This is a genomic window from Steroidobacter denitrificans, from assembly GCF_001579945.1.
In the GTDB taxonomy this organism is placed as follows: Bacteria; Pseudomonadota; Gammaproteobacteria; order Steroidobacterales; family Steroidobacteraceae; genus Steroidobacter; species Steroidobacter denitrificans.
In genome coordinates, this window is record NZ_CP011971.1 from 1,499,902 (window position 1) to 1,525,427 (window position 25,526).

Below are 25,526 nucleotides of genomic sequence, written 5' to 3' on the forward strand. Positions count from 1 at the left end.
TTGCACCTGGCGGCAACTTTGCATTAGGCTCGTTTGCGGGATTCCACTGCAGCGTTGCTAGAGCGCCTGTTGAATCCTCACCGCAGAGTTTTCAGGATCCACTCGAACAATACGAATAGGAGGTCCACGATGTTTGCGAAACTCGCCGCCGAGTTCATCGGTACGTTCTGGCTCGTGCTTGGAGGGTGCGGCAGCGCCGTGCTCGCAGCCGCTTTCCCGGAAGTCGGCATCGGATTGCTGGGCGTTTCCCTGGCATTCGGACTGACGGTCTTGACCGGAGTCTATGCGTTGGGGCCCATTTCCGGCGGACATTTCAATCCCGCCGTATCGGTGGGTCTGTGGGCGGGAGGGCGCTTCCCCGGCTCCCAGCTGATTCTCTATATCCTTGCACAGGTCGCAGGAGGCGTCGTCGGCGCAGCTGCGCTGTATCTGATCGCAAGCGGAAAGGCGGACTTCACTCTCACGGCTGGATTCGCATCGAACGGATACGGCGAACACTCGCCGGGCGGCTATTCGCTCACAGCTGCGTTGGTCAGCGAAGTCATCATGACGTTCATGTTCCTGGTCGTCATTCTAGGTGCTACGCATCGCCGGGCGCCGGTTGGCTTCGCCGGTCTGGCGATCGGATTTGCCTTGACACTCATTCATCTGATCAGCATTCCAGTGACCAATACCTCGGTGAATCCGGCACGCAGCACCGGTCCCGCGTTGTTCGTCGGCGATTGGGCAATCAGCCAGTTGTGGCTGTTCTGGCTCGCGCCGTTCATCGGGGCCATGTTGGCGGGCGTGGTCTACAAGTCGCTGCTTGAAGGCGATCGTGAAGAGCCGCCGATCACCGGTCGTATGACCTCGTAGCATCGATGGCACAGCATGACCAGTGCCGCAGCGCTGGTCATGCTGGCGTTGATGAACCGGCGGCAGCGGAAGGTGTCGATCGCCGCTTGTCGTGGAGAACCACGGAGTGTGCTGGTGGACTCTGCGATCAATCTCTATTGCCATCAGGCCGGGAGAGCATCACCCTCATGACTTGGGAGTTTTTCTCGTGGGAGTGACCCGGGCTACATCCAAGGCAGCGTGCTGGCCCGATGGTGCGATTTTCACCGTCGGACACTCGACCCTGCCGATCGAGCGATTCGTCGCCTTGCTGAAGGTGTATGGCATTGAGTGGCTGGTGGATATTCGTACAGTGCCTCGTTCGCGCCACAATCCGCAATTCAACGCCGATCGCTTGGCTGCCAGCCTGGCTGTGGAGCATGTGGAATATATGCCGATGCCGGCGCTCGGGGGCTTGCGGCATACGCGCAAGGACTCGCCGAACGCCGGCTGGCGCAACAAAAGTTTCCGCGGCTATGCCGATTACATGCAGAGCGAAGCGTTTCACGATGCTCTCGAGTCGCTCATTCGATTGGGGGCTCGTAAGCGCATTGCAATCATGTGCGCTGAAGCAGTGCCATGGCGCTGCCACCGTTCACTGGTTGCCGACGCGCTGAACGTGCGCGGCCTACCTGTGATCGAGATCCTGGCGGAGAACAATTATCGGCTGCACAAGTTGACACCGTTCGCGCGAATCGAGGGAACGTCGATCACCTATCCGCCCGACCAGGCGGCCTTGCTCTGAGGCATCGCTGATCAAGAATCTTTTACACAACAAGAGTCGTGGAGGGCTGTTCGGCGACAGCTTCGGCAGGTGCTGTCAGCCGCAGCCGCGGCAAGCTCTCTGGATCATGGGCCTGTAGGAAACAGATCAATTTTTCACATATTTCGCAGCGCAGATCCCGGATTTTAACGACGACATAAGTAAGCGTAATTTTTTCGATTCGCCGCCTACGATAGGAATGAACAGATCGTCTATATGTCCTTCAGTACATTCGGCAAGCGCAAACAACCTCGTCTGCTCTTCGGGGCCAGCTCAATGCGTAATCGGGAATCGACCCGCGTCCGTCCCGCGCCGGCTAAAAGCACAGCCATTTGCGCCCATTCAGGAGTGGCGCAGACTGGCGTGCGGTGAATGGCTCCTTTCCCGCCGCACTGGATGCGTCGAATAAATCGACGTCTGGCGTGTGCTGCACGGCCAGCAGGACATCCCGGCGTGGATGCAGGAACCCCTGACAACACGCGGGAACCGGCGCGATCAGGCAAGAAAAAACCCCAACCGAGAACGGTTGGGGTTTCGTTATTGGTGGAGGCGGCGGGAATCGAACCCGCGTCCGCAAGCACTACGCTACAGGATCTACATGCTTAGCCGTGTCATTGTATCTCGCCGTGCGCTACCCGACAGGCAGGGAAGGCGCCAAGCCAGCTTCAGCACGTTTTAGCGAACCGGCCTGGAGCACACCGGAATCGCGAGCTTGTGAGCGCGTCCCCCGAATCTGGATGCACAAGCACATGCCAGGCGGAGGTTAGGCGGGATTAAGCCGCCAGAGCGTAGTTGTCGTCGTTGGCAACTATAAGTTTGTAAGCAGTTTAACGAGTAACCTACAACTCGGCATGCACCTGGAGTTTCGCCACCCACGTCGAAGCCGGTCGCCCCCGGTGTAGCTCCCAGTGTAGGGGCGAAAGTGTAAATAGCAAGTGGCGATGCCAATCCCATCTGCCGGGACGGCCGCATATCCGCCGGTTGTCAGCGCGCCGAATGTTTCATCAGCCGCGACTTTTCCCGCTTCCAGTCGCGGTCCTTTTCGGTATCGCGCTTGTCGTGTTCCTTCTTGCCCTTGGCCAGACCGATACGCAGTTTCGCCTTGCCGTTCTTCCAATACAATTCCAGAGGCACCAGGGTATAGCCGCGCCGTTCCACGGCACCGACCAGCTGATCCAACTCGGCGCGATTCAGCAGCAGCTTGCGGGTGCGGACCGGGTCGGGGACGATGTGGGTGGAGGCGGTGGGCAGCGCCGAGATATGCGCCCCGAACAGGTAGGCTTCGGCGTCCCTGATGAACACATAGGCTTCCTTCAGCTGCGCCCGCCCCGCCCGCAGGCTCTTGACTTCCCAGCCCTGCAGGGCGAGCCCGGCCTCGTATGTGTCCTCGATGAAATAGTCGTAGCGCGCCTTGCGGTTTTCGGCGATTGTAGGTGTATCTGCGCGGGACTTTTTCTTGCTCATAGAGGGCGCGGATTGTACAAGAGGGATCGGTGGTAAGGATGGATTACGCGGCATACGAATGCGGGAAGTAACAAAAAGTGCGCTGGTGCCCTATACGCCGGCGCAGATGTATGCATTAGTCGCTGACATCGAGCGCTATCCCCAGTTCGTCCCCTGGCTGGACGGCGCGCGCGAACTCGAGCGTACTCAGGACTTCGTGGTGGGGTGTTTGGAGATGCGCCGTGCCGGCCTGCGTGAGCGTTTCACGACGCGCAATACGCTCACGCCGCCGCATGAAATCTCGCTTGCACTGGTGGAAGGACCGTTTCGGACCTTGGAAGGACGCTGGCGGTTCGACGCGATCGGTGATCGCGGTACCCGGGTCAGCTTATGGATACGATTCGAGTTTTCCAATGCCATGCTATCCCTGCTGCTGTCACGTTCCTTCGAAAAGAATTGCGGGGAGCTGGTCGATGCATTCGTGGCACGCGCGCGCGCCGTGTATGGGAGGAATTGAGACATGGGCACCGAGCCTGTACCAGACCAGAGGATCCCAGTGCAAGTGGTCTATGCGCTGCCCGGCTACCAGGCGATCGTGGCGCTGGATGTGCCGGAGGGGGCAACGGCGTCCGAGGCCGTGACACTTTCTGGATTGCTGGATCGATTTCCGGAAATCGGTGCCGCACCGGAGGCCTGTGCCGTCTACGGTCGCCTCGTGCCTCCCAGCCATGTTCTGGCCGCTCAGGACCGTGTGGAGATCCTGCGTCCGCTATTGATCGATCCCAAGGAGAATCGCCGTCAAGTTGCCGCCAGGAACCAGGCCGCCACCCGACGTCAAACGGTTACTACCTGCCGGTCGCAGTAACATGCGGCGGCGTGCGGCCGATGGTGATGCCTGGGTCGGCACCCCGTCAGGTGCTCCGGGCGAGCTCCGCCGGGCTGTCGCTCCGGGCGTTGCGATCGCTCGGGTCTGCTGCTTCATTCTGGGTATTGCTGGTGCGGCTGCCCTTGGCGGGATACTCGATGCTCGCTACCTTGTCGGCGGCATCGAAGCGTACGATGAAATGTCTGTACTCGGGCTTCTTGAGGCGTCCCTGTTTCAAGTAGTACACGTAGTCCCAGCGCTCCTCGTGGAAGGGATCGGCTACCATGGGCGTGCCCAGGAGCGCACGTACCTGGACGCGGGTCATGCCCACGGCAACTCTGTCGATGTCTTCTTGGTCGAGGAAATTGCCCTGCTGGATGTCGATGCGATACACGCAGCCTGATAGAGCCAGTATCAGCAGAATGACCAGCGCAGCCAGTGCGCCGGCCGATGGAAAGACCGATGCGTAAAAGAAACGCCCGCCACGATGCTGGTAGTGCGGATGCCCGCTAGCGGGCTGTAATGTCGTATGTGTCATGATACGGTCCGACTGGTGTGGAGCGGCCCCGGCAGGTTGCAGAGCGATGGGCGGGGATGATACTCAAAAGCCGTTGGAGCCGCAGCGGTGTCGACAGGACGGGTGAAGCACGTGGAAAGCAGCGATCTGCGCAAGGCCGGACTCAAGGTCACACTGCCGCGCGTCAAGATTCTCGAGATTCTAGGCAGCGCGACGCCGCGGCACATGAGCGCGGAGGACATCTACAAGCGCCTGCTGGAATCTAACGAGGATATTGGCCTGGCCACCGTGTATCGGGTGCTCACTCAGTTCGAATCGGTCGAACTGGTGACCCGGCATCATTTCGAAGGTGCGACTGCCGTTTTCGAGCTGAATCTGGGGGAGCATCACGACCATATCGTGTGTCTCGACTGTGGCAAAGTCGAAGAGTTCATGGACGCTGGAATCGAAGATCGCCAGCAGGCGATTGCGGAACGCCTGCAATTCGAGATCAAGGATCATTCCCTGATCCTGTATGGGCATTGCAAGCGGGAGAACTGTCCCAACCGACCGGCCAAGTCCGAGCGGTGAACCTGATCCTCAAATCGACCTGACTTGACCGACCCGACTTGACCGGTCGGCGGATCTGATCCTCAAACCGCCGGTACGCATCTGATCCTCAAGCCGGATTTATTAGAGTCTTGTCTTCTTGGCATTGCCGGTTTTTGCCTTTTTGGGACTGCCGGGGCGCAGCATCTCTGCCGCATGCGCGCGAGCCTTCTCGGTGATGTCGATGCCGCCAAGCATGCGGGCGATTTCCTCGACACGCTCCTCGGCATCCAGAAGTCGCAGCGCCGTGCGAGTGCTCTTGCCGTCGATCAGTTTGGTGACTCTGACATGGGCGTGTCCCTGGCTGGCCACCTGCGGCAGGTGAGTGACGCACAACACTTGGGCTCGCTCGCCGAGGGCGCGCAACTGCCGACCCACGATCTCGGCGACGCCGCCGCCGATACCCGCATCTACCTCATCGAAAACCAGGCAGGGCAGGGCATCGTTCTGGACGGCAGCGACCTGGATCGCCAGGCTGATGCGTGAAAGTTCGCCGCCGGAGGCAACCTTGGCGAGCGATTTCGGCGGTTGCCCGGGATTTGCGCTGACCAGGAATTCGATATCGTCGGCGCCGTGAAGACCCTGTGCTTCGGTGGGCAGGGGGCGTACATCGATACGCAGCTCGCCGCCGGGCATACCCAGGGTCTGCATCAGAACGGTAATCTGCCGCGACAGGCGTCGTGCGGCGGCGACCCGTGCGGCGCTGAGCCGCTCACAGGCCTCCTGGAATGCTCGCTGGGCGGTTTCGAGGCGCTGATCGAGCCGTTCCAGCGAGATTTCCAGCGCCTCCAATTGCCGGTGCTCCTCTTCCAGGCGAAGGCGCAGCAGCGGTAATTCGCCAGGCTCGACACGGTGTTTGCGGGCAATGGATTCCAATGCCGCCAGGCGTTGCTCGAGCCATTCCAGACGCTGTGGATCGGCGTCGAGATTGGATTCATAGTGCGCGACGGTATCGATACCCTCGCGCAAACAAATCAGACTTTCTTCCATCAATCCCGGCATGGGCTCGCAGCGCCCATCGAGCTGCGCAAGCCCGCGTGCCAGATGTAGAGCTCGGGCCAGCGCCTGCTCGGCATTGAAATCTTCTGCCTCGCGCAGGAGCAGCATGATTTCGCGGGCGCCGGAGGCCAGACGGCCATGCTGCGACAATCGTCGGCGCTCCTCCGACAGTGCTTCGATCTCCCCGGGTTTGGGCTCCATCACCTCCAGTTCATGGAGGTGATGACGCAGCAGCTCCAGGCGCGTTTCGCGGCCCTGCGCCGTTGCGGCGCATCGTTCCCGCTCCTCCAGTAGAGCGCTGCGCGCGCGCCAGCATTGTGCGACCAGATTCTGCAGTTGCCGATGATCGGCGCTTTGATCCAGCAGCTCACGCTGGGCCGCCCGGCGTACCAACGATTGGAATTCCATCTGTCCATGGACGTCGAGCAGCACCTCGGCGAGCTGGCGCAGCGTCTGCAACGGCATGGTCTGTCCATTGATATAGGCGCGCGAGCGCCCGTCGGCAGACACTACGCGCCGCAATACACATTCGCCATCGTGATCGATCGCTTGTTCAGCCAGCCAGGCGCTGGCGGCTTCATTGCCGTGGATGGTGAATGTAGCGGACACTTCGGCGCGCGAGGCTCCGTGACGTATCACTTCGGTGCCGGCGCGCATGCCGGAGGCCAGCAGCAGGGCATCCACGAGAATGGATTTGCCGGCCCCCGTTTCGCCGGTGAGTACCGTCAGGCCCGGACCCAATCCGAGTTCGACGGCGTCGATGATCGCGAAATCGCGGATCTGGATATGAACGAGCATGGTGGCGGCCGATGTCTGGCGAAGGAGCCCTGATGAGGGCGGACGTCAATCGGAGAATTGTTCGGCGGCGCGATCGCCGCGGCCCCAGCGCAGTTTCGAGCGCAGGATACGGTAATAATCATGATCGGCGGGATGCAGCAGTATGACATGCTCGGGTGCCGGCTGGATTACCAGCCGGCCGCCGGGGGCCAGCTCCCCCAGCGAGCAGCCGTCGCAGAGCACCTGAGCCTGGGTGTCGGCCCGCGGTAGCAGCCGCAGCTCCACCGTTGATGTGCCGCGCACGACGATGGGCCGGTCGGACAGCGTGTGTGGACAAATCGGTGCGAGCACCATGGCATCGAGTTCCGGATACAGGATCGGTCCGCCGCAGGACAGGGCGTAGGCTGTCGAGCCGGTTGCCGTGGCGACGACGATGCCGTCGCCGCCATGTGTATTGACATAACGCCCATCGATCCAGGTTTCGAAGTCGAGCATCCGGCCGGTCTGCCATTTCTGCAGCACGACATCATTCAGTGCATGGCCGCTGCGGCTGGGCAGATTCGGATCCGCAGGAAGGGGCGCGATGGCTCCCGGGGGCAGCAGCGTCGCCTGAAGCATGGCGCGGCGATCCCGTACATGCCGCCCCGCCAGGACTTCGTCGAGCCGCTCGCGCATTTCCGCGATACCGATGTCGGCAAGAAAGCCCAGCCGTCCACGATTGACGCCCACCACCGGCGTCGTACGGGGCGAGGCGAGACGTGCGGCATGCAGCATCGTGCCGTCGCCGCCGATAGCCACCAGCAGATCCGCCAAATAGGCCAACTGGTTTTCCGGATGGCGCTCGACGGCGAGTTCGCCGAAATCGACGCAGCAGCCGGCGTCCACCATGACACGGCATCCTCGGCTGTGCAGGTGCGTAGCCAGGATCTGCATGGACTCCACCACGCGGGTATCGCGATCGTTGCCGATGAGGGCCAGTGTCTGGAAAATGTCGGTGGCGCTGGGCATGAGGCATTATTTAGCACGGTCAGGATGACTGCGCATGTTCAAGGCTCGGCTTGACAGGTTTAGGGGGCATGTTAGCTTGCCGAAAAATACCGTATTCGTATTATGTTCGTAGCATAACAGACGGATGACGATGTCCTCGCAGACCACGACAGACGAGCTGCTCAGCGATCGCGCCCAGCAATTGCTGAAGATGCTGGTCGAACACTACATACGCGACGGCCAGCCAGTCGGATCGCGCACGCTGTCGCGCGACTTAGGTATGAATCTGAGCGCCGCCACGATCCGCAATGTCATGGCGGACCTGGAGGCACTGGGCTTCGTCGCATCCCCGCATACCTCCGCCGGACGCGTGCCCACCGATAAGGGCTATCGATTCTTTGTCGATACGCTGCTGAAATTCCAGCCGCTCGAAGATGAAAAGATCGCCGCCATCCAGACACGCCTGGACGAACACACCGATGACCCCAAGGCGCTGGTGGCCGCCGCATCGCAGCTTCTCTCGAACGTAACGCGTCTGGCCGGGGTCGTCACCCTGCCCAGGCAAAGCCATGCATCCTTGAGCCAGATCGAATTCGTTCCCCTGTCCGATAACCGGGTGCTGGCGATTCTGATCGTCAACGGACGAGAGGTTCAGAACCGCATCCTGCATCTGGATCGCTACTATAGTCCCGACGAGCTGCGCCATGCGTCCAACTATTTGAATCAGGAATTCGGTGGCAAGGAACTCCGCGAGGTACGCGAGCATCTGCTCAATCAGCTCAAGGAAACGCGCGAGCATTTGAATCGAACCATGCTGGATGCGATCCACCTGGCTCAGCATGTCGTCAATACGCCGGTCAACGGCCGCATGGAATATGTGATGGCCGGAGAGACGAACCTGATGGGGTTCGCCGAACTGTCCAACGTGGAGAAGCTGCGTCGGCTATTCGAAGCCTTCACGCAGCAGCGTGACATCCTGCATCTGCTGGATCAGAGCTTGAAGGCCGAAGGGGTGCAGATCTTCATCGGCCAGGAATCGGGCTACACGATACTGGACGAGTGCAGTATCGTCACGGCCCCGTACACGCTGGACAGGGAGGTCGTCGGGGTCCTTGGGGTGATCGGCCCTACCCGCATGGCCTATGAGCGGGTGATTCCGATCGTCGATATCACGGCGAAGCTGCTGGGATCGGCCTTGAATTCGCGCGCCTGACCCGCAATTCCCCCGAATTCCTCCCTGGCCGCGATTCTTGGACGCCTGGCGCCGAAGCGGTCGTGGAATATTTTTGTCGTCGAATGTCGAGATTGGGAGAGCCAGAAACAATGACCGATCCATATGAGCCGGAGCGCACCCTGGGTACCGGACCGACACAGACATCAGGACTTGCCGATGAGGCCCCCGAGGTCGCCGAACTGCAGACTGCGCTGGCTGCCGCGGAAGGCCGGGCTCAGGAAAGCAAGGATCTGTATCTTCGCGCGCTGGCCGAAGTCGAGAATGTACGCAAGCGGGCGGCCCGTGACGTGGAACAGGCGCACAAGTTCGCGCTGGAGCGCTTCGTCAATGAACTGATCGGCGTGAAGGACAGCCTGGAGGCCGGTGTGGTCAGCGCCGGCACGGCGGACGCCTTGCGAGAGGGTTCAGCGGCAACTCTGAAGCTGCTGGTGAAAGCCTTCGAGCAAGCCGGCGTCGTCGAGATCGAACCGGCGGGCGAGCCGTTCAATCCCGAGCTCCATGAGGCCATGGCGACCCAGCCGTCTGCGGAACATGCCACCGATACCGTGCTGCAGATCATTCAGAAAGGGTATCAGCTCAACGGCCGGCTATTGCGTCCGGCCCGTGTAATCGTTGCTAAAAATAATTAATAAATAAATAGGTTATAGTGTTTATAGAAAGTAATTTATCAGATTTGACCGCGGTCTGGGTCTTGGCTGCTCTACGAAGGGTGCTCCTGGTCTCGGATTCGATCGCCCTCCCGGCAGGCATCTATCCCCCGGGCCGAGACAGACGGCTGCCGTTCGGGCGGATCCAGGCTTGTGGATCCCGAGTTCGTAGGTCCCGGGTTCGTAGCGGTCGGCGGGTACGGCGGTTGCACGATGGCGAGGCGCCCAGACAGACGCCGACATGCCTCATTTTCGATCCCGTCGCATGTATTCCCCATCCTATCGTTCGTGACGATCTTGAAAGCGCCTGGGGACAACCGCATTTAACACGCCATCAATAGGCCAGGTTGCCGGCAGAGGGTGAAGCTTCGCCGGAAAACCATTGCCGGTTTGTATTTCAACCCACGTGTTTTCAAAGTTTTCGAACTGGAACTGAAAGCCAAGTAAAGATTCAGGAGCTATCGGTCATGAGTAAAGTCATTGGTATCGACCTCGGCACGACGAACTCGTGCGTCGCGATCATGGACGGCGGCAAGCCGCGGGTCATCGAGAACAGCGAAGGTGATCGCACCACGCCTTCGATCGTCGCGTTCACCAAAGACGATGAGGTACTGACCGGCCAGTCGGCCAAACGTCAGGCCGTGACCAATCCCCAGAATACCTTGTTCGCGATCAAGCGGCTCATCGGCCGTCGCTTTCAGGACGAGGTCGTGCAAAAGGACATCGAAATGGTGCCCTACAAGCTGGTGAAGGCCGACAACGGCGATGCCTGGATCGAAGCCAACGGCAAGAAAATGGCTCCGCCGGAGGTCTCCGCGCGGGTGCTCATGAAAATGAAGAAAACGGCTGAGGATTTTCTGGGCGAACCGGTCACCGAGGCGGTCGTGACGGTGCCGGCCTATTTCAATGACTCGCAGCGTCAGGCTACCAAGGATGCCGGGCGCATCGCCGGCCTGAACGTCAAGCGCATCATCAACGAGCCGACGGCGGCGGCCCTGGCCTATGGCATGGACAAGCTCGGCGGCGATCGCAAGATCGCCGTGTACGATTTAGGCGGCGGCACGTTCGACGTATCGATCATCGAGGTGGCGGATGTGGACGGCGAGCGCCAGTTCGAGGTGCTCGCCACGAATGGTGACACCTTCCTGGGCGGCGAGGACTTCGACAAGCGGATCATCGACTATCTCGGCGAGGAGTTCCTCAAGGAAAGCGGCGTCGACGTACGCCGCGATCCGCTGGCCATGCAGCGCCTGAAGGAGGCGGCCGAGAAGGCCAAGATCGAGTTGTCCTCCAGCCAGCAGACCGAAATCAACCTGCCGTATATCACCGCCGATGCCTCCGGTCCGAAACACCTGAACATCAAGCTGACCCGAGCCAAGCTCGAGTCGCTGGTGGAGGACCTGGTTCAGCGTACGATCGGACCCTGCCGCACCGCGCTGAAGGACGCGGGCGCATCGATCAAGGATGTTTCCGAGGTGATCCTGGTCGGCGGCCAAACGCGCATGCCGCTGGTTCAAAAGGCTGTCAAGGATTTCTTCGGCCAGGATCCGCGCAAGGATGTCAATCCGGATGAGGCCGTGGCCGTCGGGGCTGCGATTCAGGGCGGTGTGTTGTCCGGCGAGGTCAAGGACGTACTGCTGCTCGACGTGACACCCTTGTCGCTGGGCATCGAGACGCTCGGCGGGGTGATGACCAAACTGATCGAAAAGAACACGACCATCCCGACCAAGGCGAATCAGACCTTCTCGACGGCCGATGACAATCAGGGCGCCGTGACCATCCACGTGCTGCAGGGCGAGCGCCAGCGTGCCGGCGACAACAAGTCGCTGGGCCAGTTCAACCTGGAGGGAATTCCGCCGGCACCGCGCGGCCTGCCGCAGATCGAGGTGACATTCGATATCGACGCGAACGGTATCCTGAACGTGTCGGCGAAGGACAAGGCCACCGGCAAGGAACAGAAGATCGTCATCAAGGCCTCCAGCGGCTTGTCGGAGGATGAAATCAAGCGCATGGTCTCGGATGCCGAGTCGCACGCCGAGGAAGATCGTAAGTTCCGGGAACTGGTCGAGTCGCGCAACAAGGCCGATGCCTTGGTGCACACCACTGAGAAGACTCTCAAGGACCTGGGTGAGAAAGTGTCGGCGTCCGATCGCGCCAATGTGGAATCGGCACTGACCGATCTCAAGCGAGCACTGGATGGCGACGACAAGGATGTGATCGATACCAAGGCCAATGCCCTGGCGCAGGCCTCGGCGACGATCGCGCAACAGGCCTACGCTCAGGCAGAAGCGGCAGCCGGCGAGGCAGATGCGAGCGGGGCGGGCGGGGCGGGCGGCGGCCCGGCCAAGGACGATGTGCTCGATGCCGAGTTCGAGGAGGTCAAGGACAAGAAGGAAGGTTGATCCTTCCGCGGCGGCCGCATGCCAGGCGGTCGCCGCCCCAGCTTTTCCAGATCGGGTCGCAGGGTCGGGTCGCAGGATCGGCTCTCGGGAGCCGGTCTCCCGAGCCAGGTTTCAGGGCCGATCTCCCGAACCCGGACTCAGGGCTGGATTTCTCCTCCCGAGCCAAGTCTCAAGGGCGGATCTTTCGGGTTGGCGGTAGAGACTGCCTGATCCCCTGCAGACCGGATTGTCGGGGAAGCTGGCTGCCCTCTGGCGAGGCGCCCCCAGAAAGGCGCCCCCAGAAAGGCGCCTCCAGGAGGCGCAGGTCAGCTGCCGGAGGATGCCGGTGTCGAGAGGATGAGATTGCGCCGCCGGCGAGCCGGATGAAATGTTCGACAAGACGGATAACGATGTCCAAACGTGATTATTACAAGGTGCTCGACCTGGCCCGCACGGCGAGCGAGGCGGAGATCAAGAAGGCCTATCGCCGCCTGGCGATGAAGTTTCATCCTGACCGTAATCCGAACGACCATGAGGCCGAGGAAAGATTCAAGGAGGCCAAGGAGGCCTATGAAGCGCTGTCCGATCCCCAGCAGCGGACGATCTACGATCAGTATGGCCACGAGGGTCTGGCAGCGCGCGGCGGCGCGGGCGGATTCGGCGGCGCCGACGCCTTCAGCGATATTTTCGGCGACGTGTTCGGTGATATTTTCGGCGGCGCCCGCCGCGGCGGACGTCAGGCCTTCCGAGGCGCGGATCTGCGCTACGAACTGGAGCTCGATCTGGAACAGGCGGTCTTCGGTCATTCCGCCTCGATCGAGTTCGCTGCGCTTGGAGAATGCGAGTCCTGCAATGGCAGCGGTGCGGCGGAAGGCTCCCAGACTACGACCTGCGAGACCTGTCATGGCGCCGGACAGGTGCGTATGCAACAAGGTTTCTTTGCTGTTCAGCAGACCTGTCCGCGCTGCAAGGGGCGTGGTCAGGTCATTACTCAGCCCTGCGATACCTGCCTGGGACAGGGGCGCGTGCGTCGCCAGAGGACGCTGTCGGTCAAGGTCCCGCAAGGCGTGGACACCGGTGACCGCATCCGCCTGACGGGAGAGGGCGAGGCCGGCCGCAACGGCGGGCCGCCAGGTGATTTATATGTAGAGATCCGCGTGCGCGAACACGCGATCTTCGAACGCGACGGCAGTCACTTGTCCTGTGAAGTGCCGGTGAGCTTTGCCACGGCGGCGCTCGGCGGCAAGATCGAGGTGCCGACTCTGGGCGGCCATGTCGAGCTCAAGGTGCCGAGTGAGACGCAGTCCGGGCGGGTTTTTCGTCTGCGTGAAAAGGGCATCAAACCGGTACGCGGCGGCGCAACCGGCGATCTGTTTTGCCGCGTCGTGGTGGAGACGCCGGTGAACCTCACCGATGAGCAACGAGATCTGTTGCGCCGCTTCGAGGCATCGGTGCATAGCAGCAACCACAACCACAGCCCGCGTGAGCGTTCCTGGATGGACGGCGTCAAGCGATTCTTCGAGACTATCCGGAATTGATCCAGGCCGGAATTCATGTGGCCGATACCATCTCATACGTCATTCCATGAGCCAAATCCATGAACGCCTCCATGAATGACCCCGGGCACCGGATTCACGATCCGGTGCCTATGGCGGTGTTGGGCGTCAGCGGGCGTATGGGCCGGGCGCTGCTGCTGGCCATGGACGAAGCCGGTGGGATCCGCCTGAGCGGCGCCAGTGCTTCGTCCGACAGCCGCTGGGTGGGCATGGATGCCGGTGCGGCGGCCCAGGGCGCAGCGCGCGGCGTCGCAGTCCTGGCCGATCCGGCGTCGGCGATCCAGGGCGCGGCCGTGGCGATCGATTTCACCTTGCCGCAGGCGACCGGCGCCAATCTCGACGCCTGCGTGGCCGCTCGGTGCCCGCTGGTGATCGGCACGACCGGCCATGCTTCGGAGATTCGCGACCGGATCGTGCGGGCGGCCGATCACATTCCTCTGGTGATGGCGCCCAATATGAGTGTCGGCGTCAATCTGTTGCTGGAGTTGGTGGAGCAGGCGGCGCGTCAGCTGGACGAACGCTACGACATCGAGATTTTCGAGGCCCATCATCGCGACAAGAAGGATGCGCCTTCGGGCACGGCGCTGGGTCTGGCCGCCGCCGCCGCCGCCGGCCGCGGCGTGGAACTCGAGCAGGTCGCCGAGTACGGCCGGCATGGTCTCACTGGCGCACGCCGGCCGGGGAATATCGGTTTTTCGGTCTTTCGCGGCGGCGATATCGTCGGCGAACATACGGTGAGTTTTGCCGGCATCGGCGAGCGGATCGAGTTGACCCATCGCGCCAGCGACCGGCTGGCCTTCGCGCGCGGCGCGGTACGGGCCGCGCGCTGGCTGATCGGCCGGCCGTCGGGCCTGTATTCGATGCGCGATGTCCTCGGTTTTCGATAGACCGTAGAGCCCGACTCGCGTAGACTCCTGACCCTCAGCACGCGGTGAAATTTCTTCGCGCGGGATCGGCCCTGAAGGCTCATCCCGCTTTCCGTATGCGTGTCTGAAACGATCGACGACGGAGTTCCATGTGACCATACCTGCTGCATTGACCGCGGTGCTGGCGCTCGAAGACGGTACCGTCTTTCATGGCCGCTCGATCGGGGCCAGAGGCAATACGACAGGCGAGGTGGTGTTCAACACCGCCATGACGGGGTATCAGGAAATCCTTACCGACCCGTCATATACCAAGCAGATCGTCACGTTGACCTATCCTCATATCGGCAACACCGGTACCAATCCGGAAGATCTGGAAGCCGCGATGGTGTTCGCCGCCGGTCTGGTCATTCGCGATCTGCCGGCCATGTACTCCAGCTGGCGCGCCTCGGAGTCGCTGGAAAGCTTCCTGGAGCGCGGCAAACTGGTGGCGATCGCAGATATCGATACCCGCAAGCTCACGCGTATCCTGCGCGAAAAGGGCGCGCTCGCCGGTTGCATCATGACGGGCGAGAAAGCCGATCCGGACGCGGCGATCCACGCTGCACGGAGATTTCCGGGCCTCAAGGGCATGGACCTGGCCAAGGCGGTCTCGACCCGGCGGATCTATCAATGGAACGAAGGTACGAACTGGGGTGCCGAAATCGGCCCCAAACCGCGTCCCGGACAGCGGCTGCATGTCGTCGCCTATGACTTCGGCATCAAGCGCAACATCCTGCGCAGCCTTGCGGATAAGGGCTGCCGTATGACGGTCGTGCCGGCCCAGACACCGGCGCAGACAGTGCTGGATCTGGCGCCCGACGGCATCTTCCTGTCCAACGGCCCGGGCGATCCGGCGCCCTGTTCCTATGCCATCGAGGCGATCCAGCAGTTTCTGCGCACCGATATTCCCATCTACGGCATTTGCCTGGGACATCAGCTGCTGGCTCTGGCCAGCGGCGCGACAGCGATCAAGATGAAGTTCGGCCATCATGGCGCCAATCACCCCGTCCTGGATATCAGTTCTGGCAAGGTGCTGATTTCGAGCCAAAATCACGGCTTTGCGATCGATGAAGCCAGCCTCGGGCCGAACCTGCGCACTACCCACCGCTCATTGTTCGACGGTTCTCTGCAGGGCATCGAGCGGACCGACCGGCCGGCGTTCGGCTTCCAGGGCCATCCCGAGGCCAGCCCGGGGCCGCACGATGTGCGGCTGGGGTTCGGACGTTTCATCAAGTTGATGCACGAACGTATCGACAGGCTTTCCCAGGGCCGCGGGCGCGGTAACGCCGACAACGGCGCTCACGACAGCCGGCGCGCCGCCGAAGGTTGACTCATGCCCAAGCGCACAGATCTGCAAAGCATTCTGGTCATCGGTGCCGGACCGATCGTCATCGGCCAGGCCTGCGAGTTCGATTATTCAGGAGCCCAGGCCTGCAAGGCGCTCAAGGAGGAGGGTTACCGCGTCATCCTGGTGAACTCCAACCCCGCCACGATCATGACCGATCCGGAGACGGCGGATGCCGTCTATATCGAGCCGGTGGATTGGCGCACTGTCGAGCGCATCATCGAAAAGGAGCGCCCCGACGCCTTGCTGCCGACGATGGGCGGGCAGACGGCTCTCAATTGCGCGCTGGACCTGGTACGCGAGGGCGTACTGGACAGGCATGGTGTGGAGCTGATCGCAGCGTCTCGCGATGCGATCGATATGGCGGAGGATCGCGAACGCTTTCGCAACGCGATGCGTGAAATCGGCCTGGAGTCGCCTCGTTCGCGCATCGCACACAGCATGGAGGAGGCGCTGGCGGTACAAGTGGAGATCGGTTTTCCGACGGTCATCCGTCCGTCCTTTACCCTGGGTGGATCAGGCGGCGGTATTGCCTACAACCGCGAGGAGTTCGTCACCATCGTGGAGCGGGGATTGGAGGCTTCGCCGACCTGCGAGGTGCTCCTGGAGGAATCCGTCATCGGCTGGAAAGAGTACGAGATGGAGGTCGTACGCGATCACAAGGACAATTGCATCATCATTTGCTCGATCGAGAATGTGGATGCGATGGGCGTGCATACCGGGGACTCGATCACGGTCGCTCCGGCACAGACGCTCACGGACAAGGAATACCAGCGTCTGCGCGACGCATCGATTGCGGTGCTGCGCAAGATCGGCGTGGAGTGCGGTGGATCGAACGTCCAATTCGCGCTCAATCCCCAGGACGGCCGCCTGCTGATCATCGAGATGAATCCGCGGGTATCGCGCTCCTCGGCGCTGGCCTCCAAGGCCACCGGATTCCCGATTGCCAAGATCGCCGCGAAGCTGGCGGTCGGCTATACCTTGGACGAGTTGAGGAACGATATCACCGGCGGCGCGACACCGGCATCCTTCGAGCCCACGATCGACTACGTCGTGACCAAGATCCCGCGCTTCACTTTCGAGAAGTTCCCCGGGTCCAACGACCGGCTGACCACCCAGATGAAATCGGTCGGCGAAGCCATGGCGATGGGCCGTACCTTCCAGGAATCTCTGCAAAAGGCCCTGCGCAGCATGGAGGTCGGCATCGATGGACTGGATCCCATTTTGAGCCTGCCGCTGGGGGAAGATGAGCTGCATCTGCTGTACGAAGAACTGCGCATGCCCGGTCCGAATCGCCTGCGCTACGTCGGTGATGCCTTCCGCGCCGGCCTGCCGCTGGAGGAGATACATCAGCTGACCCACATCGACCCTTGGTTTCTGGCCCAGATCCGCGACCTGGTGCGCGAGGAGTCGCTGGTGCAAGAACAAGGCCTTGCCGGATTCGATCGTGTGCGCGTGCGCGCGCTCAAACGCAAAGGGTTTTCCGATCGAAGGCTGGCGGTCCTGCTGGGCATCGATGAAGCCGGCGTGCGCCGGCGGCGCACGACTATGGGCATCCGGCCCGTTTACAAGCGCGTGGATACCTGCGCCGCCGAATTCGCCACATCGACCGCCTACATGTACTCCTGCTACGACGAGGAGTGCGAGGCGGAGCCCACGAATCGCAGGAAAATCATGATTCTGGGCGGCGGTCCGAATCGCATCGGTCAGGGCATCGAGTTCGACTACTGCTGTGTGCATGCGGCGCTGGCGCTGCGCGAGACGGGGTTCGAGACCATCATGGTCAACTGTAACCCCGAGACGGTGTCGACCGATTACGATATTTCCGACCGACTGTACTTCGAGCCGCTGACGTTTGAGGACGTCATGGAAATCATCGATAAGGAAAAGCCCGAAGGGGTGATCGTGCAGTACGGCGGACAGACGCCCTTGAAACTGTGCCGGGAGCTGGAGGCAGCCGGTGCGCCGATCATCGGTACGACGCCGGATTCGATCGATGTAGCCGAGGACCGCGAGCGTTTCCAGCAGCTGGTGCAGACATTGAATCTGAAGCAGCCGCCTAATTGCACGGCGCGCACCGAGGACCAGGCGATCGCGATGGCGCGCACCGTCGGTTTTCCGTTGGTCGTACGGCCTTCCTATGTGCTGGGCGGCCGTGCCATGGAAGTGGTCTTCAACGAAGATGATCTGCGTCTCTACATGACGGATGCCGTCAAGGTGTCCAACGACAGTCCGGTCTTGCTGGATCGTTTCCTGGATCTGGCGGTGGAAGTGGATGTCGATGCCATCTGTGACGGTGAGGATGTCTATATCGGCGGCATCATGGAGCACATCGAACAGGCGGGGGTGCATTCGGGCGATTCCGGCTGTTCATTGCCGCCGAACAGCCTGAGCGCGCAAACCCAGGAAGAATTGCGCGAACAGACACGCAAACTGGCGCGGGGCCTGAACGTCATCGGGTTGATGAATATCCAGTTCGCCATCCAGAACGGCGTCATCTATATTCTGGAAGTTAATCCACGAGCCTCGCGCACGGTGCCTTTCGTATCCAAGGCGACCGGCGTGCCACTGGCGAAGGTGGCCGCGCGCGTCATGGCCGGTGCGAAACTGAAGGATCTGGGCGTGACGGGCAAGCGGTTGCCGAAATATTTCGCGGTGAAGGAAGCCGTGTTCCCGTTCTCGAAATTCCCGGAAGCCGATCCGATCCTCGGGCCGGAGATGAAATCCACCGGCGAAGTGATGGGTACGGGCCGCTCGTTCGGCGAGGCATATGCCAAGGCGCAACTCGCCTCCGGTGTCTCGTTGCCGACCCGCGGGGTATGTCTTATCAGCGTACGCGAACGCGACAAGCCAGCAGCGGTGATCTTGGCTCGCCGCCTGGTGGCGTGGGGCTTTGAGATCGTCGCAACGGCCGGTACGGCGCAGGCCATCTCGGCGGCCGGGATCGAATGCCGGACCGCGAACAAGGTGCGCGAAGGCCGTCCGCATATCGTCGACATGATCAAGAACGACGAGATTGCGCTGATCGTGAACACGACCGAGGGGAAGCAGGCGATCTTTGAATCACGCTCGATTCGGCGCGAGGCGGTGCATCGAGGCATTACCTATTACACGACCATGGCCGCAGGTCTGGCGACCTGCGATGCGCTTGCACATATGAACGATGTAGACGTCAATCGTCTGCAGGATTTGCATCGGGAGGTGGCCTCGTGAAGAGGATGCCGTTGACATTGGCGGGCGCGGAGCGCTTGCGCATGGAACTCAAGCGGCTCAAGAGCGAGGATCGCCCGCGCGTCATCCAGGCCATCGCCGAGGCCCGCAGCCACGGTGACCTCAGTGAAAACGCCGAATATCATGCTGCGCGCGAACAGCAAAGTTTCATCGAGGGACGCATCAAGGATCTCGAGGCGCATTTGTCCAATTCCGAGATCATCGACGTCTCGCGCCTGTCGACCGGCGGCAAGGTTGTATTCGGCGCGACGCTCGATCTGGAGGATCAGGACAGCGGCGTGTCGGTCGTCTACCAGATCGTCGGTGAAGCCGAAGCGGACATCGGCCGTGGACTGATTTCGGTGACCTCGCCGATCGCGCGGGCGCTGGTCGGCAAGTCCGAAGGCGATGTCGTCGATGTGGCCGCGCCGAGTGGCATTCGTTCGTATGAAATCGTGGCGGTCAGGTACGTTTGATCGGGGGCCGGGACGAGGAGCCTGGTGGCGGGGCAGCCCGGCCGTTCAGCAGGGCTGTCCTTCTGGAGCAGATGTTCGGGACCGAACTTTGCCGAGATAAGGATCGTTACTCGGCCGGCAGGATGATGCGCGGCTTGTCCCGGTGCGGCCGATAGAAGACCCCGACATTGCCGATGCGCTGCACCAAGGTACTGCCGGTGCGCTCGGCAAGGCTGGCGAACATCGCGTTGCGCTCATCGCGGCTGCCGACGCGGGCGCGTACCTTGACCAGTTCATGCGCCTTCAGCGCCACCTCCATTTCCGCGACGGCGGCGGCCGACAGCCCCGAGTCGCCGGTCGACCTGGCGCCCAGAAGTACCACGGGATCGCGTCCATGCGCGAGACTGCGCAGATATTTTTTCTGTTTTTCGGATGGTTTTTGCTTTTCGGCTAACTGCATGGTGGGATCGTCCGGATGTCCTGGGTGATGACGCTGCCTACATGACGAAACGTACCAAATCGAGCCGCCGCTGGCTGCAGGAACATGAAAGCGACGAGTATGTGAAGCGTGCCCGCGAGGAGGGCTATCGTTCCCGGGCGGTCTTCAAGCTCGAGGAAATTCAGCATACCGATCGCCTGATCCGTCCCGGCATGACGATCGTGGATCTGGGGGCGGCCCCGGGAGGATGGAGCCAGTACGCCGCGCGGCTATTGCAGGGGCGGGGCCGGGTCGTGGCGCTGGACATCCTGCCCATGGATGCGATCGCCGGCGTGGAATTCATCCAAGGGGACTTCGGCGAGGAGGAGGTCTTGGAGCGGCTCGGCGCCGTGGTGGGTACCGATCATCCGCAACTTGTAATGTCCGATATGGCCCCCAACATGACCGGCATTACCGAGGTGGATCACGACCGTTCCATGCATCTGGTTGAACTGGCGCTGGAATTTGCGACAGACCGTCTTGCGCCAGGCGGCGATTTCCTGGTGAAGGTGTTCCAGGGGCGCCATTTCCAGTCGTTCATGCAGCAACTGCGCTGCCTGTTCACCACAGTGAAGGTCCGCAAGCCGGCGGCGTCCCGGCAACGCAGTCCGGAACTTTACTTGCTGGCGCGCCGCTTGAAGTCAGATGCGCGACGGTCCTGACTCGCGGGACTGCTGCGTCGCCACATCGAGGTTGCGCCGCTGCGAATTTGCCCCCGGGAAGCGGTTATGGCGCCACCGGACCTGGTTGGTATAGTGTCGGAAAGGTTATGTGAGTATCCGATCACGTCCCGCGGCGAAGGTGTTCCGCGGCAAGTCGAGGATCCTGGAAAATTTTCGGAAAGGCTCCGGGAGACTGTTCGGAAGATACGGGACGGCACGGACGCCGGGGTGCGGCAGGGCCGGTACGAAACGGCACTTCGAGGTTGAAGCGCGCGGTTGCCGGCCATGGGAGTGCCAGGCGGCAGGTGGGACAGGTTTTTTGAGGATGGAATTTTGAACGATCTTGCTAAAAATATCGTCCTGTGGATCGTCATCGCCGTGGTCGTGGCCACGGTGGTCAGCAATTTCAGTGCCCGCACGGGCATGGTTCAGGAGCTTTCCTATTCCACGTTCCTGCAGCAGGTGAAGAACGGCGGCATCGCCGAGGTGACGGTCGTCAAGAACAGCGATCTGATCAAGGGCGTGCGTTCCAACGGTGAGCCGTTCACGGTCTACAACCCCGAAACCGACAATTCGGCCCTGATCGGTACCTTGCAAGACTCGGGTATCAAGTTCAGCGGCGCGCCGCCGGAGCGCCAATCCTTCCTGCTGCAATTGTTTATCTCGTCCTTCCCCATCCTGCTGCTGATCGGCGTGTGGGTGTATTTCATGCGCCAGATGCAAGGCGGCGCAGGCGGCCGCGGCGCCATGTCCTTCGGCAAGAGCCGGGCGCGACTGTTGGGTGAAGACCAGGTCCAGGTGACCTTTGCCGATGTGGCGGGTGTCGATGAGGCCAAGGAGGAGGTCGTCGAGATCGTCGAGTTTTTGAAGGATCCCGGCAAGTTTCAGCGCCTCGGCGGCAAAATTCCTCGCGGCGTGTTGATGGTGGGATCGCCAGGCACCGGCAAGACCTTGCTGGCACGTGCGATTGCCGGTGAAGCCAAGGTGCCGTTCTTCACGATTTCCGGATCCGATTTCGTCGAAATGTTCGTCGGCGTCGGCGCCTCGCGCGTACGTGACATGTTCGAGCAGGCCAAGAAGCACGCACCCTGCATCATTTTTATCGACGAGATCGATGCCGTCGGCCGGCACCGCGGCGCCGGCCTGGGCGGCGGCCACGACGAACGCGAACAAACCTTGAATCAGCTGCTGGTCGAAATGGACGGCTTCGAGGGTACCGAGGGTGTGATCGTGATCGCAGCGACCAACCGTCCGGACGTGCTGGATCCTGCGCTGCTGCGTCCGGGCCGTTTCGACCGCCAGGTCGTCGTGCCGCTGCCCGACGTGCGCGGCCGCGAACAGATCCTGAAAGTGCACATGCGCAAGCTGCCGCTGGCCGAGGACGTGCGGCCGCAGATCATCGCTCGCGGCACGCCGGGATTTTCCGGCGCGGATCTCGCCAACCTTGTGAACGAGGCGGCCTTGTTCGCGGCGCGCGCGAACCGCCGCACCGTGACGATGGATGAGTTCGAGCGCGCCAAGGACAAGATCATGATGGGCGCCGAGCGCCGTTCCATGGTCATGGATGATCAGGAAAAGAAGTTGACCGCCTATCACGAGGCAGGCCATGCGATCGTCGGCCTGTCGGTGCCGGAGCACGACCCGGTGTACAAGGTCACCATCATTCCGCGCGGCCGTGCGCTGGGTGTGACCATGTTCCTGCCGGAAGCGGATCGCTACAGCACCAGCAAGCGGCGCCTGGAAAGCCGTATCACCACCTTGTTCGGCGGCCGCATCGCCGAAGAGATGATCTTCGGGCCGGAGTCCGTGACCACCGGTGCATCGAACGATATCGAACGCGCCACGGAGATTGCTCGCAACATGGTCACGAAATGGGGACTGTCGGACAAGCTCGGTCCGCTGACCTACACCGAGGATCAGGGCGAGGTGTTCCTGGGGCGCTCCGTCACCCAGCACAAGCAGGTTTCCGATGTCACCGCGCACGCCATCGACGAGGAGATCCGTCGCCTGATCGACGTGAATTATCGGCGGGCCAAGGATATTCTCGAAACCAATCTCGACAAGTTGCACAAGATGTCCGAGGCGTTGATCAAGTATGAAACGATCGACGAAACTCAGATCAAGGACATCATGCAGGGGCGTGATCCCAAGCCGCCGCCCGATTGGGATGATTCGGCGGCGCCCCCGATGGGCGGCAAGAACCGGGATCGCGAAACTCCGGAGGCGCCTATCGGTAAGCCGGCCAGCCAGCATTGACCGGTAAGGACGCCGGTGCGCGCTACCGATCGGCCCGCACATGGCCGCATGCATTCCGGCACGGACATGCATCGGTGACCGGGCGGCGCAGCACCGTGCCCGACGAGCCGGCATAGCGGCCGATCCTGCGACGCCTGTCGTCGTCTGCACGTCTGTCCGGGCATATCGTCCGTTTTCCGATCTATTCTTTTTGCATATTGCGCCCATGCAGCTTCGTTGCGGTACTCGGATTCTGGATCTGTCGCGCCCGGTGGTCATGGGCATTGTCAATGTGACCGTCGATTCCTTTTCGGACGGCGGCCGTCATCTCGATCCACAGTGCGCGCTGGCACATGCCTTGCGTATGGCCGAGGCCGGGGCGGGGCTGATCGATATCGGTGCGGAATCGACTCGACCAGGTGCCGGCGCAGTTGATGCCGGCGAACAGATCCGCCGAGCGGTACCGGTCGTTCGGGCGCTGGCAAGTCGTAGCCGGGTGCCGATTTCGATCGATACCAGCCAGGCCGAGGTGATGACAGCCGCGGTCGAGGCCGGCGCCGTGATGATCAACGACGTACGTGCGCTGCGTGAACCGGGTGCGCTGGAGGCCGCGGCGTGTACGTCTGCGGCCGTATGCTTGATGCATATGCAGGGTGAACCGCGCACGATGCAGCGTACACCGCGTTACACGAATGTCGTGGCAGAGGTGGGAGCGTTCCTGGACGAGCGGGTACGCGCCTGCCTGGCGGCAGGCATTTCTCGGGATCGCCTGGTGCTGGATCCCGGCATCGGCTTCGGCAAGCGTCTGGAACACAATCTGGCGTTGCTGGCCGCGCTGCCGGAATTGTGCCGGCAAGGTCTGCCGGTGCTGATCGGCGTATCACGCAAGTCGATGTTCGGTGAGTTACTGGGACGAGCGGTGGAGCAGCGTCTTGCCGGAAGTTTGGCGGGTGCGGTTGCCGGCGTGCTTGCCGGCGCAAGCATCGTGCGTGCACACGATGTGGCCGAGAGCTGCGACGCTCTGCGGGTGATCGAGGCGCTGCGCCAGGCAGGATACGCGCCCGAGCGCAGGAATTCTGAATCTTGGATCAAGGGGCAAACCTAAGATGGCTCGACGCTATTTTGGAACGGATGGGGTGCGTGGCCGCGTCGGCGACCATCCGCTGACGGTCGAATTTGCATTGAAGCTGGCAAGCGCCGCAGCGCGGGCCCTGGCGCCCAAAGGCGGCAGCGTGCTGGTCGGCAAGGATACACGGCTGTCCGGCTACATGTTCGAAGCGGCGCTGGAGGCGGGTTTCGTCGCCTCGGGTGTGGATGTGAAGCTGATCGGCCCGCTGCCGACGCCGGGCATCGCTTACATGACACGGCGCTTCGGCTGCGATTTCGGGGTGGTGATCAGTGCTTCCCACAATCTGTACGACGATAACGGCATCAAGTTTTTCGATGCCAGCGGCGGCAAGTTGTCCGACGAGATCGAGTTGCTTATCGAGCAGCATCTCGATGAACCGCCCTTGACGCGCTGTTCCGCGAAATTAGGCCGGGCAATGCGCGTGGATAAATCCCGCGTGCAGTACCAGGACTTCTGCATGACCACGGTGCCTGGTCTGGACCTGAGCGGCTTCAAGATCGTGATCGACTGCGCGCACGGCGCAGGATACAAGGTCGGTCCGCGCATTCTGGCGGATCTGGGTGCTGAAATCGTGCCGATCGGCTGTTCTCCCAACGGCCGCAACATCAATCTCAATTGCGGTTCGACCTCGCCGGGACTGTTGCAGCTGACCGTCCCGGGGGTACAGGCGCACGTCGGCATCGCATTGGATGGGGACGGTGACCGGCTGGTGATGATCGATCATCTCGGACGCATCGTGGATGGCGATCAGCTGCTCTATGTCATTGCCAGCGCGGCCCGTGAGCAGGGTACCCTGAGAGGTCCGGTCGTGGGGACGGTGATGAGCAATTTGGGGCTGGAGCATGCGCTGGGGAAGGAGGGCATCGACTTTCGGCGGGCCAAAGTCGGCGATCGCTATGTTCTGGAACTGCTGCGGCAAACCGGGGGCAGGCTGGGCGGGGAGACCTCCGGTCATTTATTGTGCCTGGATCACACCACCACCGGAGATGCGCTGATCGCCGCCCTACAAGTGCTGGCCATCATGCAGCGCACCGGCCGCAGCCTCGCCGATCTGGCCGCGCCGATGTCCAGGTATCCGCAGGTGCTGGAGAACGTACGCGTGACTTCCCGGATCGACCCGGATGCATCGGTGGCGATCCAGGACACCGTTGCCCGGGCGCAGCGCTTGCTGGGTGATACGGGGCGCATCGTGCTGCGTGCTTCAGGTACCGAACCGGTGATCCGGGTCATGGTCGAAGGCCGCGATGAACGGCAGGTTCGTGACCTTGCCAAGGATCTGGCGGCTTCGGTGGCGAAAGCCGCCACCACCGCCGCCTGACTCATCGATGGCGCGGCCGGCCGACGGCCGCGCGGCAACGGACCAAGTTTGATTTCGCCAGGCTTCACCGCTAAGCTTCCGCGCCCTTCGTGGCTGGACGGCCGGGCGCCATAAGCGGTCTCTCCGTTCGCGGCAGGGCAACACATGTCCGCAGGATCA

At 61.9% G+C, this 25,526-nt stretch carries 21 protein-coding genes, 1 other RNA gene and 1 pseudogene; 17 read left to right on the forward strand and 6 right to left on the reverse strand.

The genetic code is table 11. The annotated features are described in order from the left end of the window. Positions 1 to 129: 129 nt before the first annotated feature. Together aqpZ and ACG33_RS06750 are read left to right on the forward strand one after the other, a co-directional pair. Entirely contained in the window at positions 130 to 855 is a 726-nt protein-coding gene (aqpZ, locus tag ACG33_RS06745) for an aquaporin Z (protein WP_066919796.1), read from the forward strand. Between the two features lie 193 nt (positions 856 to 1,048). Then, a complete protein-coding gene (locus tag ACG33_RS06750; protein ID WP_407696493.1) occupies positions 1,049 to 1,618 on the forward strand; it encodes a DUF488 domain-containing protein in 570 nt (189 codons plus the stop codon). A gap of 559 nt (positions 1,619 to 2,177) precedes the next feature. On the opposite strand, the gene ssrA is transcribed toward ACG33_RS06750, so the two are convergent. Both ssrA and smpB read right to left on the reverse strand, forming a co-directional pair. Continuing rightward, positions 2,178 to 2,531, reverse strand: a transfer-messenger RNA (tmRNA) gene (gene ssrA / locus ACG33_RS06755). Between the two features lie 89 nt (positions 2,532 to 2,620). After that, a complete protein-coding gene (gene smpB / locus ACG33_RS06760) occupies positions 2,621 to 3,100 on the reverse strand; it encodes an SsrA-binding protein SmpB (RefSeq protein WP_066919802.1) in 480 nt (159 codons plus the stop codon). Positions 3,101 to 3,158: 58 nt separating this feature from the next. On the opposite strand from smpB, the gene ACG33_RS06765 reads away from it, so the two are divergent. After that, positions 3,159 to 3,596: a type II toxin-antitoxin system RatA family toxin gene (locus ACG33_RS06765; RefSeq protein WP_066919804.1), complete on the forward strand. Its 438-nt coding sequence runs from the start codon at positions 3,159 to 3,161 to the stop codon at positions 3,594 to 3,596. Between the two features lie 3 nt (positions 3,597 to 3,599). Continuing rightward, positions 3,600 to 3,944, forward strand: a complete 345-nt coding sequence (locus ACG33_RS06770) for an RnfH family protein (protein WP_066919806.1) — start codon at positions 3,600 to 3,602, stop codon at positions 3,942 to 3,944. Positions 3,945 to 3,990: 46 nt separating this feature from the next. On the opposite strand, the gene ACG33_RS06775 is transcribed toward ACG33_RS06770, so the two are convergent. Further along, the gene (locus ACG33_RS06775; protein WP_066919808.1) at positions 3,991 to 4,482 is read right to left on the reverse strand and encodes an outer membrane protein assembly factor BamE; all 492 of its coding nucleotides are present in this window, start codon (positions 4,480 to 4,482) and stop codon (positions 3,991 to 3,993) included. A 111-nt stretch (positions 4,483 to 4,593) separates the two neighbouring features. Here ACG33_RS06775 and fur point away from each other — a divergent pair, with 111 nt between their 5' ends. Further along, entirely contained in the window at positions 4,594 to 5,031 is a 438-nt protein-coding gene (fur, locus tag ACG33_RS06780) for a ferric iron uptake transcriptional regulator (RefSeq protein ID WP_066922945.1), read from the forward strand. A 102-nt stretch (positions 5,032 to 5,133) separates the two neighbouring features. Here fur and recN read toward each other — a convergent pair whose 3' ends face one another. Both recN and ACG33_RS06790 read right to left on the reverse strand, forming a co-directional pair. After that, on the reverse strand, positions 5,134 to 6,846 hold the full coding sequence (recN, locus tag ACG33_RS06785) for a DNA repair protein RecN (RefSeq protein WP_066919810.1): 1,713 nt from the start codon (positions 6,844 to 6,846) through the stop codon (positions 5,134 to 5,136). A 45-nt stretch (positions 6,847 to 6,891) separates the two neighbouring features. Then, a complete protein-coding gene (locus ACG33_RS06790; RefSeq protein WP_066919812.1) occupies positions 6,892 to 7,833 on the reverse strand; it encodes an NAD(+)/NADH kinase in 942 nt (313 codons plus the stop codon). A gap of 130 nt (positions 7,834 to 7,963) precedes the next feature. Here ACG33_RS06790 and hrcA point away from each other — a divergent pair, with 130 nt between their 5' ends. The 8 genes and pseudogenes from hrcA to greA all read left to right on the forward strand — a co-directional run bounded on the left by hrcA (position 7,964) and on the right by greA (position 19,566). Then, entirely contained in the window at positions 7,964 to 9,025 is a 1,062-nt protein-coding gene (gene hrcA, locus ACG33_RS06795) for a heat-inducible transcriptional repressor HrcA (protein WP_066922947.1), read from the forward strand. A gap of 110 nt (positions 9,026 to 9,135) precedes the next feature. Further along, entirely contained in the window at positions 9,136 to 9,675 is a 540-nt protein-coding gene (grpE, locus tag ACG33_RS06800; protein WP_066919814.1) for a nucleotide exchange factor GrpE, read from the forward strand. 485 nt (positions 9,676 to 10,160) lie between these two features. After that, positions 10,161 to 12,095 carry a molecular chaperone DnaK gene (gene dnaK / locus ACG33_RS06805; protein ID WP_066919816.1) on the forward strand — a complete coding sequence of 645 codons (1,935 nt, stop codon included), beginning with the start codon at positions 10,161 to 10,163 and terminating at the stop codon, positions 12,093 to 12,095. Between the two features lie 389 nt (positions 12,096 to 12,484). After that, positions 12,485 to 13,612, forward strand: a complete 1,128-nt coding sequence (dnaJ, locus tag ACG33_RS06810; RefSeq protein ID WP_066919818.1) for a molecular chaperone DnaJ — start codon at positions 12,485 to 12,487, stop codon at positions 13,610 to 13,612. 59 nt (positions 13,613 to 13,671) lie between these two features. Beyond that, positions 13,672 to 14,517 (forward strand): 4-hydroxy-tetrahydrodipicolinate reductase, encoded by an 846-nt coding sequence (gene dapB / locus ACG33_RS06815; protein ID WP_237392700.1) that lies wholly within the window; start codon positions 13,672 to 13,674, stop codon positions 14,515 to 14,517. 136 nt (positions 14,518 to 14,653) lie between these two features. Continuing rightward, a pseudogene (gene carA, locus ACG33_RS06820) lies at positions 14,654 to 15,775 on the forward strand (glutamine-hydrolyzing carbamoyl-phosphate synthase small subunit); the annotation flags it as partial. Positions 15,776 to 15,868: 93 nt separating this feature from the next. After that, on the forward strand, positions 15,869 to 19,093 hold the full coding sequence (gene carB, locus ACG33_RS06825) for a carbamoyl-phosphate synthase large subunit (RefSeq protein ID WP_066919820.1): 3,225 nt from the start codon (positions 15,869 to 15,871) through the stop codon (positions 19,091 to 19,093). Continuing rightward, on the forward strand, positions 19,090 to 19,566 hold the full coding sequence (gene greA, locus ACG33_RS06830; protein ID WP_066919822.1) for a transcription elongation factor GreA: 477 nt from the start codon (positions 19,090 to 19,092) through the stop codon (positions 19,564 to 19,566). The genes carB and greA overlap by 4 nt, the downstream gene beginning before the upstream one ends. Before the next feature lie 106 nt (positions 19,567 to 19,672). Here greA and ACG33_RS06835 read toward each other — a convergent pair whose 3' ends face one another. Then, positions 19,673 to 20,005, reverse strand: coding sequence for a YhbY family RNA-binding protein (locus tag ACG33_RS06835; RefSeq protein WP_066919824.1), 333 nt, complete (start codon positions 20,003 to 20,005; stop codon positions 19,673 to 19,675). Between the two features lie 41 nt (positions 20,006 to 20,046). Between ACG33_RS06835 and rlmE the strand changes: the two genes are divergently transcribed. The 4 genes from rlmE to glmM all read left to right on the forward strand — a co-directional run bounded on the left by rlmE (position 20,047) and on the right by glmM (position 25,367). Further along, a complete protein-coding gene (gene rlmE / locus ACG33_RS06840) occupies positions 20,047 to 20,685 on the forward strand; it encodes a 23S rRNA (uridine(2552)-2'-O)-methyltransferase RlmE (protein ID WP_066919827.1) in 639 nt (212 codons plus the stop codon). 333 nt (positions 20,686 to 21,018) lie between these two features. Next, entirely contained in the window at positions 21,019 to 22,941 is a 1,923-nt protein-coding gene (gene ftsH, locus ACG33_RS06845) for an ATP-dependent zinc metalloprotease FtsH (protein ID WP_066919829.1), read from the forward strand. 205 nt (positions 22,942 to 23,146) lie between these two features. After that, positions 23,147 to 24,025, forward strand: a complete 879-nt coding sequence (gene folP / locus ACG33_RS06850; protein ID WP_066922954.1) for a dihydropteroate synthase — start codon at positions 23,147 to 23,149, stop codon at positions 24,023 to 24,025. A 1-nt stretch (position 24,026) separates the two neighbouring features. Further along, the gene (gene glmM / locus ACG33_RS06855) at positions 24,027 to 25,367 is read left to right on the forward strand and encodes a phosphoglucosamine mutase (RefSeq protein WP_066919831.1); all 1,341 of its coding nucleotides are present in this window, start codon (positions 24,027 to 24,029) and stop codon (positions 25,365 to 25,367) included. Positions 25,368 to 25,526: the final 159 nt, after the last annotated feature.